General features: G+C 69.7%; 11 protein-coding genes. 8 read left to right on the top strand and 3 right to left on the bottom strand.

Features of this window, described 5'->3' with window-relative positions; translation table 11 throughout:
- The first annotated feature begins 51 nt into the window (after positions 1 to 51).
- From NTY77_08880 to NTY77_08870, 3 genes are read left to right on the top strand one after another with little or no spacing between them, the layout of a single operon-like run.
- Positions 52 to 609, top strand: coding sequence for a hypothetical protein (locus tag NTY77_08880; GenBank protein MCX5795592.1), 558 nt, complete (start codon positions 52 to 54; stop codon positions 607 to 609).
- Positions 606 to 2,906 carry a hypothetical protein gene (locus NTY77_08875; protein ID MCX5795591.1) on the top strand — a complete coding sequence of 767 codons (2,301 nt, stop codon included), beginning with the start codon at positions 606 to 608 and terminating at the stop codon, positions 2,904 to 2,906. The genes NTY77_08880 and NTY77_08875 overlap by 4 nt, the downstream gene beginning before the upstream one ends.
- A complete protein-coding gene (locus NTY77_08870; protein ID MCX5795590.1) occupies positions 2,903 to 4,423 on the top strand; it encodes a PDZ domain-containing protein in 1,521 nt (506 codons plus the stop codon). Before NTY77_08875 ends, NTY77_08870 begins: the two co-directional genes overlap by 4 nt.
- Here NTY77_08870 and NTY77_08865 read toward each other — a convergent pair whose 3' ends face one another.
- On the bottom strand, positions 4,424 to 5,161 hold the full coding sequence (locus NTY77_08865) for a hypothetical protein (protein MCX5795589.1): 738 nt from the start codon (positions 5,159 to 5,161) through the stop codon (positions 4,424 to 4,426).
- Between the two features lie 83 nt (positions 5,162 to 5,244).
- Between NTY77_08865 and NTY77_08860 the strand changes: the two genes are divergently transcribed.
- The 4 genes from NTY77_08860 to NTY77_08845 all read left to right on the top strand — a co-directional run bounded on the left by NTY77_08860 (position 5,245) and on the right by NTY77_08845 (position 8,796).
- Entirely contained in the window at positions 5,245 to 5,727 is a 483-nt protein-coding gene (locus NTY77_08860) for a hypothetical protein (protein MCX5795588.1), read from the top strand.
- Between the two features lie 77 nt (positions 5,728 to 5,804).
- Positions 5,805 to 6,455 carry a YceH family protein gene (locus tag NTY77_08855; GenBank protein MCX5795587.1) on the top strand — a complete coding sequence of 217 codons (651 nt, stop codon included), beginning with the start codon at positions 5,805 to 5,807 and terminating at the stop codon, positions 6,453 to 6,455.
- Positions 6,456 to 6,589: 134 nt separating this feature from the next.
- A complete protein-coding gene (locus NTY77_08850; GenBank protein ID MCX5795586.1) occupies positions 6,590 to 7,054 on the top strand; it encodes a hypothetical protein in 465 nt (154 codons plus the stop codon).
- The gene (locus NTY77_08845; protein ID MCX5795585.1) at positions 7,051 to 8,796 is read left to right on the top strand and encodes a hypothetical protein; all 1,746 of its coding nucleotides are present in this window, start codon (positions 7,051 to 7,053) and stop codon (positions 8,794 to 8,796) included. Before NTY77_08850 ends, NTY77_08845 begins: the two co-directional genes overlap by 4 nt.
- On the opposite strand, the gene NTY77_08840 is transcribed toward NTY77_08845, so the two are convergent.
- A complete protein-coding gene (locus NTY77_08840) occupies positions 8,793 to 9,929 on the bottom strand; it encodes an aminopeptidase (protein ID MCX5795584.1) in 1,137 nt (378 codons plus the stop codon). The genes NTY77_08845 and NTY77_08840 overlap by 4 nt on opposite strands.
- An 85-nt stretch (positions 9,930 to 10,014) precedes the next feature.
- Positions 10,015 to 12,192: an ATP-binding protein gene (locus NTY77_08835; protein MCX5795583.1), complete on the bottom strand. Its 2,178-nt coding sequence runs from the start codon at positions 12,190 to 12,192 to the stop codon at positions 10,015 to 10,017.
- Between the two features lie 31 nt (positions 12,193 to 12,223).
- Here NTY77_08835 and NTY77_08830 point away from each other — a divergent pair, with 31 nt between their 5' ends.
- Complete coding sequence (locus NTY77_08830; protein MCX5795582.1) at positions 12,224 to 14,080, top strand: hypothetical protein; 1,857 nt, start codon at positions 12,224 to 12,226, stop codon at positions 14,078 to 14,080.
- Positions 14,081 to 14,437: the final 357 nt, after the last annotated feature.

The following is a 14,437-nucleotide window of genomic DNA, read 5'->3' as shown; positions in this document are numbered from 1 at the left end:
CGCAAATGTTCACGATTGACAATACCTCTCTCTCTTGTTAGGATACCGGCCATGACAAGCCAGAAACGCCGCAGCTTCTGGATCGACCCCCCTCTCCAGCTCCAGATGGTGGCCACGGTCCTGCTCTTGGTGGTGGCGAGCATCTTCTTGGTCACCTACAGCGTCTTCCATGGGCTAGCCGAGGCATCCCAGGCCTCCCACCAGATCTTCCATTCCCTGGACTGGGTCTGGCAGACCCTCCGGGGCCCCATCATCATCAGTTCGCTGATCGCCGTATTGGCCAGTTCCTTCGTCGCTTTGATCTGGTCCCACCGCTACGCCGGCCCCCTGCGCGTCCTCTCCGCGGCCATGGCCCGCATCGGCAACGGCAATCTCTCGGTCCCGGTGCGCATCCGCAAGCTCGACACGCACCAGGACCTCGTCGCAGACTTCGCGCAGGCGCAGGAACGCCTGCGCCAGCGCCTGAGCGGGGACCTGCGCAGCCTGCAATCCGCCGCGGAGCGCCTGAAGACCTCCCTGCCCGAGCTCGCCGAGAAGCCTGAAGCCCTGCATTCGGCCCAGGCGATCATCCAGTCGATCGAGGCCGCGGCTGCGCACTACCAGCTATGACGATATCACTGACCGCCGGCCTTTGCTCCATCCTGCTGACCTACGCCACGGCCCAGGAGCCGTCGTCCCCCGCCAGCGCGCCAGCGCCGGCGCCCGCGGTCCAGGAGAGCAGCGCTCCTAAACCGAAGGCGGCCTCCCCGTGGCCCGGCGAATGGCTCGCCGATGCTTTCGGCGCCGACGGTCTCGCGGCCCTCAGGGCGCACGGCGCCGTCATCCTGCAAGGAGAGCCCGGGACCTACCGCCTCCAGGTCGTCGTCTGGAAATCCTTGGAGGCCCTCCTGCGCAGCACGAAGAACGTCCAGCAGTTCTCCGAGGCCTTTCAGCGGCTCAAGGCCGGCCTTGCGCTGGCTCCGGCCGGCCCCCTCCCGTTCTTGGCCCTGGGCGACCTGCCCGCCGAGAGCCTGATGACCGCCCCGCTGCACGCCTTGCTCGAAGCGCTGGAGGCCTATCACCACGATTGGACGGCCCTCGCCGGCCTTCAGGACGAATCCGCGGACGCGTCGACCCTGCCGGTCCTCGCCGGGCCCCACCTCTTCGACACCCCTTGGGGCAAGGCCTTCGCGGCGCGCACCCGCGCCGACATCATGGTCGACGCCGCGCCGCTGGCCCAGGCCTATTTCGACCAAGTCCTCGCCGGCATCCGGCCCGAGCCCCGGGCCGCGGCCCATCTCACGGCCTATTTCAACGACCGCTATCGGATCGACATCTCCTCGCGCCTGGCCGACGACTGCCGCTCCGGCGTGGCCTCGGAGCAACTGCGCGCCGACCTGACGCGCTATCTCATTGACCAGCGCCGCTACCACGCCCTGGCCCGCATCCGCCGCCAGGTCTCCGAACTGGAAAAGAAGACGACGCTCCTGCGCGACCTGCGCGACCTGGAGACGGTGGCGGCGTTGCTGCGCGGCCGCCCCGGGCTCGTCGCCGAGCTCGAAGCCGTGGTCCAAGCCGCGCCCCCGCCCGCGGCCGCGCCCGAGCTCACCTCGGCGAAGCTGCACCTGGAGAAGCCCGCGGCGCTCAACCAGCACGAGCTCGGCGACGCCGTGACCTTGAGCGGGGCCTACTGGATCGACGGCCTCCCGGCCAAGCAGACGGTCGCAGTCGAGGAGGCGACCTACCGGGAGACCCCGGGCGGCCTGCGCGACGTGGAGAGCCGCACGGTCAAGCGCGGCAACGGCGGGCCCTACACCTTCTCCCGACGCCTCCAGCTGGAGGACTCCAACCCGTTCACCTTCCACTCGGTCATCTCCGCGCCCTCGGGCGCCTCCGTCGCCGACACCATCGCCGTGCCCGTGGCCAAGGACTTCGAGCTGGCCCTGCTCAAGCTCGCCGCCGCGGACGGCCGGGCTCTGTCCTGCGCTTTCCCGGAGGCGGCGGCCGCCTATCCCAAGCTGGAGGAGTCGCTGGCCGAGGCGGCCGGCGCCAAAGCCCAATACCGCGAACTCTTGGCCACGGTCCGCAAGCATCGCGAGCAGGCCGATCGCGACGCGTCGTCGTTCGCCCAGCTCATGGTCGCGGTCATGAAAGCGGCGGCCGACTCCACGCCCGAGGCCTGCGCCTACACCCTCGAGCGCACCGAGGCGGCCATGGCCCTGGCGCGCTCGCTTCCGGCCGGCTGCGACCACATCCTGGCCGGCCTGCGCCGGCAGCATGCGCTGATCTCGCGCCACGCCGCGGACCAGCAGGCCTTCGCCGCGCTCATGCGGTCGGCGGCCTCGCACCGCCGCGCCTGCGCTTTCGCCTCGGCCGCCGAGGACCTGGCCCGGGGCTTGGCCGTCCTGGAAGCCGACCCGGAGGCTCGCTGCGGCAAGACCGCCGAGGCCGCCGGCCTCGCGGAGGCGGACCTGCCCGCGGTGCGCGCCGACGAACTCTGGGGCGCGGCCTTCGCCGAGGACCTGAGCGCGGCCCGGGCCGAGAAGGCTCCGCTGGCGCGCTTGGCCATGCTGCAGCCCCTCATCGCGCGCATCGGCTCTTTGAGCTCCGCTTCCTGCTTCTCCGCGACGCGCCAACAAGCCGAGAAGCTGGCCAAAGCCGCTGGCGATGGCTTGGTCCTGCTCGACGCCGTCGCCGCCAATCTGCCCGCCGACGAAGGGCTGGCTCAGGCGGTGGGAGAGGTGGCGGCGCAGCGGCGCAAGCTCTTGGCGCAAGCGACGGCGCTGCTGACCAAGCAGGCCGCGGAGCAGTCGCCGACGGGCCTGGGCCCGTCCGTGGAGGGTGCGCAGGCACCGTCCGCCCCGGCGGCGAAGCCGAAGCGCAAGGGCAAAGCCAAGACCCCGGCCGCGACGGAGGCCTCGCAATGAACACCCCATCAGCGTTGCCGCGGATCGTGTTCGCCGCAAGCCTCCTGCTGGCCCTGGCGCCCGCCTGGGCCGCAGGCGGCGCACCGACGGACTCCGGCACGGCCCCGTCGATCCAGGCCGGCCCGGCCGACGACGCGCCGGCACGCCCGGCACGCAAGGTGAGCATCCGCCAACGGCCCGCCCCAGCCGCGCGCAAGCCCTTGCCGGCCCAGACGAAGCGCCCCCCGGCCAAGGCCGTTCCACAGGAGGCGGCGTCCGCCCCGGCTCTGCCGCTGCACCCCGCCGCCGTGCCGATGCCCGACGCTCCGCCGGCGCCCGCGCCTTCCGGGACGAGGGACGGCGGCCCCGTGGCCTCCGTCGGCTCGCTGACCGCTTTGGGGACCTTCCTGCGCGACGGGGAGGACTCGGCTGAGGCGCTCGCGGTCCTGCCCGGCTCCGAAGCCGGGACGCTGGGCCTTCAAGCCCGGGACCGTCTGGCATTCCTCAACGGCGCGCCCGTCCGTTCGCGCGGCGACGCCGCGCAGGCCTGGCTCGGCTGGGACCCCGCTCTGCGGCTCCGGGCCGTGGCGCGGCGCGGCCTGCAGGTGGTGGACCTGCAGTCCCGTTTCCCGGGAGAAGAACCGGCCTTCGTGCGCGGCCCGCAGGACATCTCGGCGCGCGAGGCCGTGCTCAAGGACAGCCTGCTGGCAGGCGCCGCCCAGTCCGCGCAGGCGGTCCTGGCCCGGGCGCCGTCTTTGCAGGTCAACGTCCCGGCAAAACAGGTCCTTTGGATGCGCTTTCCGGACGGCCTGCCCTACACGGTGGGCACAGGCGACATCCTCGCCGGCGAGGTGACCATGGCCGTGGCCAGCGACGCGAGCCTGGACTTCCTCTGTCTGCCCCCGCGCAGCACGGTCTGGGGCAAAGTCCTGCACACGAGCGAGTCCGATGGAGTACGGTCCGTGCGCATCCATTTCTTCAAGGCGTCCTTGGCGGGAGGGCATATCATCCCCATCTCCGCCCGCCTGACGGACGCCGCCGGCAAACAGCCTCTGCTCAAGGTGAGCCCGGGCGGGAGCTTGGTCATGGGCGAGCCGGTGAGCCTGGACCAGAAGAAGAAGCGCCGCAGCGCCCGCATCCTGGAGCCCGACGTGCGCCTGCGCCTGGAATTGACCGAGCCGATCGCGGTGACGGAGCCGCCGCAGTTCTACCCGGCCGGAGCCGGGCTCTGGATCAAGACCAAGGACACCGAGGCCGGCCGCGTCTTCGAGGTGACCCTCGTGATCCCGGGGCGCAGCGCGGAGAAAGCGGGATTGCGCGTCGGCGACATGCTGACCGCCATCGCAGGCCGCGCCACGGCGCGGATGGACTTCGGGGAAGCCTTGGCCGCGCTCTACGGCGCGCCCGGGACGGGCTTCAAGGTGGCGGCGCTCAAGCCCGGCGCGGACAAGCCCGCGACCTTGGAGCTCAAGCGCGGGGTCTTCTACAAGGACGGGGTGGAGACGCCCGTGCCCCTGCCGTTCGAGAAGAGGGCCTGATCACTTCTCCAGCTGCTTGAGCAGGTCCCGGGCCTCCTGGACGTTCTCCTCGTATTCCCCGGGGTCGGCGGGACTGCGGATGGCGGCGACGTGCTCGAGCGCGGCCTTGGCCTTGGCTTTTTCCCCCACAGCGATATAGGCTTCGGCCAGAGCCGTGAAGTGCGGCGAGTAGTCGGGCTCCAGCCGGGCCGCAAGCTCCAATTCCCGCACCCCTTCCTTCTTGTCCCCGCCCGCGATCGCGGGGATCTCCATGAGCATCTCGCCCAGGACGTGGTGCGGGCCTCCGCTCTGGGGGTCGAGCTGGAGCACGGTGCGCATCTCCCGGCGCATGGGCCCGACGAGGAAGAGCGAGCGCAGGATGCCGCGGACCTGCCCGCGCCGGCCCATGGCTATGCCGAGCCAAAAGTGGGCCTGGGGCTCACGGGGCGCAAGCGCAACGGCCTTCTTCAGCAAGGCCTCGGCCCGGGTGTAGTCGGCGAGCTTGTCGGGCTTGGCGTCCCGGCGCTCGCCCAGGCGCACGAGGCTGCGGCCGAGGCGCCAGAGTACGGCGGGCTGGTCGGGGGAGGCCTGGAGCCGGGCTTCCAAGGCGGATATGGAGTCTTCGAGGTTCCGGGCCTGGTGGCGGTGGAAGTAGAGTCGGTCGGCTTCGGCGAAGGCGGCCGTGGAGATCGCGGGCGGCGCGGCGGGGACCTGGGCGCGGGCGAGGCCGGCGGCGACTATGAGGGGCAGCCAGGTCATGAGGGCTATGATACCAAAAGCCGCCGCGGCTCCAGGACGCTCCAGCACTGGTAATCCGGGCGTTCTCCTGCTAAACTCCTCGGATGTCCAGAAAGCACCATGGCCGCGGCATCGGGGACTTGCCGGAGGATCTGCCGGGATCGCCCGACACCGAGCCCCGCAGCCAGGGAGCGCCGCGGAAGAACGGCCCGGTCCTCCTGGTGGGCAATGACCCGGACTTGCTGGTCTTCCTGAGGGAGGTCCTGGCGGGGCAAGGCTTCAGGGTCATCGTATCCTCCCGGATGAGCGCGGCTTTGGTCGCCGTCCTCAGGTATCGGCCGGCCGTGGTGTGCTTGGCGGATCTGCCGGGCTGCGGCGCCGATCTGCCCGAGTTCATCGCGCTGCTGCCCGCGAGCCCGAACCAGAAGAGGGTGCCGGTCATCATCATGACGGCATGCGCCGCGGGTGAGAGGAAACCGGCCGAGACGGTGCCGGGGTTCGTGCCCGGCTACGACGCCTATCTCCCCAAGCCCGCGCTTTCCGGGGAGATATTGGACTGCGTGCGCAGGGCCATCCGGCTGACGTAGGGAGAGCTGGCCCCTCCGGCGCCACCCGCCGCGCCCCGCCCATTGCACTGCGCCGCGACTAACGCTAGAATCCCCTCATGCCCGACCAACTCAGCCCCATCGAAGCCCGCATCCTCGGCTCTCTGGTGGAGAAATCCCTCACCACCCCGGAGCTCTACCCCCTCACCCTCAACTCCGTGGTCACCGCCTGCAACCAAAAGACCTCCCGCGACCCGGTCATGACCCTCGGCCATTCCGAAGTCGAAAAAGCCCTCACCGGCCTGGTGGAAAGGAAATTCGCCGGCCGGATCCACGAAGCCGGCGCCCGCGCCGCCAAGTACAGCCACCACATCGACGTCCTGCTCGCCACTGAAGACCCCAAGACCATAGGCGCCATCTGCATCCTGCTCCTGAGAGGCCCCCAGACGCCGGGCGAGATCAAGACCCGCGCCGAACGCCTCTGCGAGTTCGAAAGCACGGTCGAAGTCGAAGCCCTCATGGCGGCGCTCGCCAGCCGCGTGGACGGCGCCATCATCAGCCGCCTGCCCCGCCAGCCCGGACAGAAGGAATCCCGCTACCAGCAGCTCTTCACCGAGAACGCGCCGCAGCAAGAGCCCCAGGCCCCGGCCGCGCAGCCCCCGGCGCCGGCGGAGCCAGCGCCCGACCGCGTCGCCCGGCTCGAAGCCAGAGTCGCGGAGATCGAGGCCGCGCTGCGCGAGCTCCAGCAGCGCTTCGCCGCCAAAACCTAGCGCACCCCCGTCCGTTTGCGCCACCTCCGGCAGCGTGGGCTACGGCATGTGCACCCAGCGCAACTCCCCGTCCGTCTGCTCTCCCAACGAGGACTAGTTAGACAGTTCCCGCCCAAAGTAATAAGATTGGTGCGGTGCAAGACCGCTTCGGCAGCCGCAAATGGGCCTTCTGGCTCGTGGTCGGCCTCATCGGCGCGGTCACAGTGGTCCCCTCGGCCGTGCTCCTGCGCGCTCTGCAGTCCTACTATGACTTCCTGACCGGCGCAGCGCCGGCCACCATCCGCCCCATCCAGGTCAGGTTCCTAGACCACCGCGGCGACTTCCACTCCCCTCCCGAGCAGGACCTGCGCTTCGCCGAGTTCCGCCTGCGCGCGCCCAAGGCCAAGGCCGTGGACCTCATCGGAGACTTCAACGGCTGGAAGGCCGGGACCCTCCTGCTCTCCCGCGCCGCGGGCGGCTCCTGGGAGATCATGCTGCCCCTGCCTCCCGGCGCCTACCACTACCTCTTCCTGGTGGACGGCCAGACCACGCCCGACCCCGAGGCGCGCGCCGAGACCGCCCCCGGCGGCAAGCCCGTTTCCGTGAGGACGGTGAAGTGAGGGCTCTGCTGCTGGCGGCTTGCCTGCTCTGGCCCGGCCGGCTCGCGGCTTGGGACGAACAAGCCTCCGTGGTCCTCTTGGCCGTGCCGGCCGAGGACTTCTCCCAATGGCAGGCTTTGGCCAAGGCGCTGGGCTCCGCCCCGGAGCCCAAGCTCACCTTGGCATTGACTCCCGGCATGCTCACCGCCGAGGTCCGCGAGGCCCTGGCTCCGGCGCTGAGCACCGGCCGCCTGGAGCTGGCCATGCGCATCCCCGGAGACCCCCTCCTGGCCTTGGTGGCCGGAGGACCGGCGGCAAGCGACCTGCGCCATGTCTTGGACCCCCTCGCCGTGGCGCGCGAGAAATTCCGCGCCGTCCTGAGCACGGCTCCGGCGGGCTTCGTGCCCGCGGGCGGAGCCGCAGCGCAGGGCCTGGCGTCGGCCTTCCAGGCCATGGGCATCTCCTGGGTCGGCGTGGGCGACGCCCAAGCGCGCGCCGAGGCAGGCGCTCCTTGGCTGCCCTTCACGGCTCCGCGCTCCGAAGAGAAGCCCCCCGCTGCCGCGGAGCTCGAAGCCGCGGGCCAGTCCGACCCCCTGCTGCCCGCTCAGCCGGCCCTCATCGTGCTCGACGAGGCATCCGGCCTGGTGCCGCGCGGCGCAATGGTGTCCTCGCTCAAGGAATTCGTGGACAAGCATCCCAACTGGCGCTGGCAGACGGCCTCCGAGTACCTGGCCGAGAACCCCGCGGTCGAACCTGCCCACAGCCAGGACTGGCCCGGCTGGGGTCCGGACCCGAGGCCGGCCACTCCGGCCGCCGAGGCGGCCTGGAAGGCCTATCAGGACACGGCTGCGGCCTTGCGGCGCTATCAGAATTCCGGGACCGCGGACATCAAGGCGCTGGAGAACGCCGCCGACGCCCTCTACGCGGCGCAAGCCAACCGCTACTACCGCATCCTGTCCGGGACCATGGCCGGCAACGCCGCGGCCGCGGACCGGGATCTGCGCCGGCATCTCATGAACGTGTACCGCCGCCTCAAGGTGACCGTACCGGGACGCCTCTACGCCTCCTTCGCGAGCCCCCAAGCCTCCACCGGGACCGCGGCCGCGGGCGAGGAGGTCTCCACGGATCTGCGCACCGAGCAAGGGCCCGGCTGGCTTTCCTTCCAGAACCCCTTCGGCAGCCTCAGCCGCGGACCGGAGAAGGGAGTCTCGGCCGAGCCCTGGCATATCCTGGGCCTGCGCCTGGACTGGGACGCCGCCTCCGTGGCCTTCACCTTCCACATGGCGGCCATCGACGTCTCGACCCGGACCCCGTCGGCCGCGCTGGGCCGGCTGGTCCTGGACGCCTACATGGACATCAACCACGTCCCGGGAGCCGGCAGCCCGGCGCTGCTCGAAGGCCGCGGCTCTTTCGCGGCCAACCGCGACTGCTGGGAGTACGCTCTGAGCCTGGGCCCCTCAGGCGGCGTCCTGCTGCGCGCCATCCCCGAGGGCGCGCCGGCGGTGCTGGCCCAAATCCCGGTGTCCGCAGACCTTTCCCGCATGACCATACGCGCCGTGGTCCCCCGGTCCTTGCTGCGCGGCAATCCCCTGCGCTGGGGCTACATCCTGGCTGCCTTCGCCGCCAAGTCAGCCGCGCTCCGGGAGGAAGGCCCCGCCGCGGTCAGGCCCGGCGGGCCGCTGGGCCTGCTGGCGCCGCTGGAGGAGCAGCAGGCTTTGGCCGCGGGAGCTCGCCTGAACGCGGTGCGGCTGCCCTCGCCTTAGCGGCCGGCTGGGGCGAGGTTCGCCTTGGAGAACTGCCGCTCGAGCGTCCGGTCGGTGAAGGCCCCGTCCTTGCGCACGAGCTTGCCGTCGAACCACATCTCCCCGCCCCCGTATTCCGGCCGCTGGATGAAGACCAGGTCCCAGTGGACGGCGGACTTGTTGCCGTTGTCCGCGTCGTCGTAGCAGGCGCCGGGCGTGAAGTGGAAGGAGCCCGCGATCTTCTCGTCGAAGAGCGTGTCCAGCATGGGCTCCCGGATGAAGGGGTTGACCCCGAGCGCGAACTCGCCCACGTAGCGGGCCCCGGCGTCGGTGTCCAGCACGGCGTTGAGCTTGTCGCCGTGCGCGTCCGCCGAGGCCTTGACCACCTTGCCGTCCTTGAAGGTCAAGGTCACCCCGTGGAAGACGATCCCGTCGTGGAGGGTGGGCGTGTTGTAGCGGATCGTGCCGTTGACCGAGCCGCGCACCGGGGCCGTGTAGACCTCGCCGTCCGGGATGTTGAGCTTGCCCGCGCACTTGATCGCGGGGATGCCCTTGATCGAGAAGCTCAGGTCGGTCCCGCGGCCGGTCAGGCGGACCTTGTCGGTCCGGCGCAGCAGGGCCACCAGCCGGTCCATGGCCTTATCCATGCGCGGGTAGTCCGCGCAGCAGACGTCGTAGTAGAAGTCCGCGAAGGCCTCCTGGGAGGTCTTGGCGAGCTGGGCCATGGCGTTGTTGGGGTAGCGCAGGACCACCCAGCGCGTGTGCGGGATGCGCTGGCGCATGTGCACGGTCTGGAAGAAGATCTTCTGCATGCGGCCCATCTGCTCTGCCGGCATGTCGGCCAGGTCGAAGGGGTTGTCCGAGCCGCGGATGCCGATGTAGGCGTCGGCCTTCTTCATGAGGGAGAGGTGCAGGGCGGCCAGCTCGCGGAACTGCCGCTCGCCGGCGTGGCGCACGAAGTGGCGCTGGAGGGACTCGTCGTTGTAGAACCAGAAGGTGGTGGCGCCCCTTTGGGTGGCGCAGCGCAGCACGTCCTTGGCCAGCTCGAGGGTGTCGCGGCCCTTCACTTCCAGGTAAAGGGTGTCGCCCTTCTTGAGCTCCGTGGAATAGTCCACGAGCAGCCTGGCCAACGTCTCGTTGCGGGGGTCTTTCATGGGAGCTCTCCTTTCCGGGTCTTCACGCCGGCGCCGTTGCGGCATTATAGCGCTTGCCAGGCTCCCCTGTCCTTGACCCGGCCGTTCACGTGAGGGGCGGCGGAGCCGAGTCGACGGACAAGGTCCCGGAGCCGTCCACGGAGAGCCCCTTGGGGATGGCGAAGGTGAAGCGCGAGCCCTTGCCGACCTGCGACTCCACCCAGATGCGTCCCAGATGCGCCTCCACGAAATACTTGGAGATGGTCAGGCCCAGCCCGGTGCCGCCATGCCTCTGGCCGGCCACCTGCTCGAACTTCTGGAAGATGCGGTCCAGGTACCGCGACGGGATGCCCTCCCCGGTGTCCGCGACGCTGACCCGGACCTCGCTGCCGGCGTCTACGACGTTCACGGTGACGGCGCCCGACTTGGGCGTGAACTTGATCGCGTTGCCCACCAGGTTGATGACCACGCGCTCGATGAGGGCCGCGTCAGCCTCCACCGAGCTTTCCCCGGCGGCGGCGAGCGCGAGCTTGATGCTCTTCTGCGCGGCCAGAGGCTCCAGGAGGGCCAGCGCCCGGCCGGAGATGTCCGCCAGAGAGGCCGGGCGCAGCTGCGGCTGGATGTGGCCCGATTCCAGCTTGGCGATATCGAGGATGTTGTTGACCATGCCCATCAGATGGCCGCAGGAGCGCTTGACCATGGCGACCATGTCATGCTGCCTCGGGTTGAGCGCCCCCGCCGTGCCCTTGAGCAGGACGTCCACGAAGCCCATGGCCGAGGTCAGCGGGTTGCGCAGGTCGTGCGTGATGTAATGCAGGAACTCCTCCTTCATCCTGTCGAGCTCCTTCTCGAAGCTCACGTCGCGCACGGTGGTGACCACGCCCAGCGCCGCGCCGGTCGCCGGGGCCACGACCGGCAGGGCGCTGATGCGCAGACAGCGCCGGCTGGTCTCGGTGGAGAGGTCGATGTCCTTGAACTTGTCGGGCCTGGGGTCCGCGCAAGACTGCAGGACCAGCTCGCGCAGGCTCGAGTCGGGCATGACCTCGCGCAGGCTGCGGCCCTCGATGCGCAGGGCCGCGTTGAGCCCCAGGAGCTCCCGCACCCTCCGGTTGGCCAGCTGGACGCGCCCCTCTTCGTCCAGCATGATGATGCCGTCGCTGGTGGAGAAGAGGACCGCCTCGGTCTTGAGCTGCTGCGCCAGCAGGCGGTCCACCTGCAAGGCCGAATAGCGGTGCAGCTCGGAGGCCATGGTGTTGAAGGTCTCGGCCAGGTCCTGGAGCTCGTCGCCGGTCCGCACGTCCACCCGGGCCTGGAAGTCCCCCCGGGAGACCGCCTCGGCCCCGCGGGTCAATGACAGCACGGGCAAGCTCAGGCGCCGCGCCAGGAAGGTGGCGGCCAGCACCGCGGCCGCGCTGACCAAAAGCAGCACCCACACGGCGGCCCGCCTCATCTGGATGGCGGAGGCATAGGCCTCCTGGCGCTGCTGCAGTATGAACACGACGCCGCCGATGGCGGCCACCGGCGCGTAGGCGCTCACCCAGGCCAGGCCCGCGAACTCCGGGACGTTGCGCGAACCCACGCTCCGCGACCGCAGCGCCTCCTGGACCGCCGGCCGGACGGAGATCCCCGCCGCGGCGGCCGGCGTCAGGCGGTCCCGGGGATAGAAGAGGACCTCCCCTTTTCCGTCGAGGAGCACGGCGAAGCCAGTGTCTCCGATGCGCTCGGACACGATGTGGTCCTCCAGGCTGCGCAGCGACACCAAGACGCGCGCCCAGTCCCGAGGCCCCACGGGATAGAACATCTCCAGGGCGGGCTCCGCGCGATAGCGGACCACGCTGCGGGTCCGGCGCCGGCCCCGGGCCGCCTCGCGCCAGCCCGGCGCCGAGGCGAAAGAGCGCAGGCGGGGATCGCTGCCCAGGTCCGGGTTGCAGACCTTGCCGAGCTCCCGGCCCCGGGCGTCGAGGATGCCGATCTCCACGACATCGGTCTGGGTCTCGATGAGGCTGCGCAGCAGCTCCCGCTTGTCCTCCCAGTCCATCCCCTTATGCAAAGAGGCGAGCGCGAAAGCGAGCTTGTCGTCGGTGACCTTGAAGAAGACCTCGACTTGCTCGGCGAGCTTCTCCGCCATCTTGGTGTGCAGCTCCAAGACCGCGGCCTGCATGCCCCTCTGGCTGATGCCGGTGAGCTCGACGGCCAGGAAGGCCGCGGGCAAAAGCGCCAAGGCCCCCAGGACCAGCACGAACCTGAGGAACAATCCGGGACGCCGCCACCTAGGCCACTTCATGGCAGAGATAGGATAGAGGAAGAGGCCCCGGATGTCAACACGGCGATCCATCGCTGATTTCAGCATCTCCGTGTATGTTATTATAGGCGGCGGGACCGAAGTGAGCGGCAAGGAGAAGAGACCGACGTGGGCTGGCTGCTCCTGCGGCCGCCTGAAGGCGATCTGGTCACAGGCGACGGTGAGCCGGTCCAGCGCCGAAAAGGCGATCGTCCTCGCCCTGGGATCCGTCTGCGCGTTCGGGGTCGGCGAAGCGGCCCTGCGCTATCGGGGCACGCGACATCCGGAGTTCAGCGACAGCGCCCGGATCCAATACCTGGAGATGTACTCCCCGGTTTTTCGCCGGATCCGGCGCGACGGAGCGGCTTACTACGAGGCCGCGCGCCCTCGGATGCAGGCGAAGGCCTTCCCCGCGCTCAAGGCTCCCGAGAGCCGGCGCATCTTCATCATCGGCTCCTCGACGGCTCAAGGATTCCCCGAAGGAGCTTTGACCAGGAAACTCGGGCAGGTCCTCCCCGGCCTGCGCTTCGAGGTCATCAACTGCGGGATGGTGGGGTTCGACGCGTACCGGACCCTGCTGGTGGGCCAGGAGATCCTGCGCTACGGCCCGGACCTGGTCGTCGTCATCGTCGGCAACAGCGAGTTCTTCGGCCTCCGGAGGCTGAGCCGCTGGAGCAACAGCGGCTGGATCTCGTGGAGCCGGCTCCTTGAGGCCCTCGGCGACCGCTGGGATCCGCCGGTCATGGTGCGCGGCCAGGCTGAGGCGGACCGGTACTATGCCCAGGCCTTGTCCAAGCTGATCGCGCTGGCCGAAGAACGGCGCGTCCCATTGCTGCTCTGCACCATCCCCGTCAACTATCGCGACAATCATTTCGCCGGCCCTGACGATCCCGTGACCGAATACGACATGCTCTGGGACAGGGCTTACATCCGACTGCTCGACGCCCTGCGCCGCGGCGAGGGTCGTGGGGCCCAGGCCTATCTGGAGGCCCTGGCCGGCCGGTATCCCGCCAACGCCCTGTGGGAGTACTGCGCCGCGGCGGTCGCCGAGCTCAGAGCGCAGTATGGCGCGGCCCGGCGTCATTATGAGCGTGCCCTGGCCATAGACCCGCACCCCGTATCCTGCACTGCCGAGCGCAATGAGCTCATCCGCGCGCTGGCCGCGGCGCACGGGCTGCCGCTAGCCGACGTAGCCGGGCGCTTCCAGGCGCTCGCCCCTCACGGCATCGCCGGGTTCGAGGTGTTCAAGGACAATTGCCACCCCCAGCCTGCCGCCTACGGGATCTATGCCGACGCGATCGTCGAGGCGCTTTTCTCCTACGACCGGGGACACGGCGCCGCGGCTTTGGCATCCGCCGAAGCCTGGACGATGAACGCTCTGACCCGGACCTCGTATGCCGAAGCCTCCAGGGACGCCGTCCATCTCACGCGCTGGGAGGCGCAAAATGACATACGCGCGCTCCTGACCCAAGGCATGGCGATGATCGTCATGAATGACCGGATCGTCAGCCCGACGGGCCTGCAGTGCTTCCAGCGGCTCAATGAGCGCCATCCCGCTCTGCTGCGGGATGCGGTCTCTCAGCGGGACAAATGGAAGGCCTTGTTGCGCACCACGCCCTGGCTCATGGACTCGCTGGCGCGGTTCGACGAGAATTGGGGGAGGGTCCTCCTTCATGCCGCGGAGGCCTTGCGGCGTTCGGGACGCTATCGCGAGGCCTTGCCCTTGTTCGATGCGGCGATCGCGGGGGGCCTGGACCGACCTGAGACGCGTTGCTGGCGCGGCTGGACCCTGCTGGCCTTGGGCCGCAAGCAGGCCGCGGAGAGGGATTTCAAAGCGGCTGTCCTGCCCAGGGACAAGCCCCGTTTGGGGAGATCGGGGACACAATACTGATCTCACTCCTGTCCGGGGAAAATCCGTCGCGCGACGCAACAAGCCCTGATGAAACAGCCTCCGGTCGGGATTGTCCGACGAAAAATCGGCAGCAGGCCTCGTTGAATCGGCTTGCGCGGCTTTAGAGCCTGTTCAGAGACATCATCCCGGCGTTGGCCCGCGCCGGCGATACCGGCTGTGGCCGTTGACAACCCCGATGGGTCCTGCGAGTTGCGGCGGGGTGCACTGTGTCCGGACACAGCTGTTCCGGAATCTCAAGATTCCTCGACCAGACCTGCCCCGGACAGCATCGCACAGAGAACCCTGTCGGGCCCAGGATCGTCGCAGGTCGGTTCCGCTCCGAGAGACTCAGAGAAC

It is taken from the genome of Elusimicrobiota bacterium, assembly GCA_026388095.1.
Taxonomy (GTDB): domain Bacteria; phylum Elusimicrobiota; class Elusimicrobia; order UBA1565; family UBA9628; genus UBA9628.
This window is presented reverse-complemented; position numbering and strand designations above follow the sequence as displayed.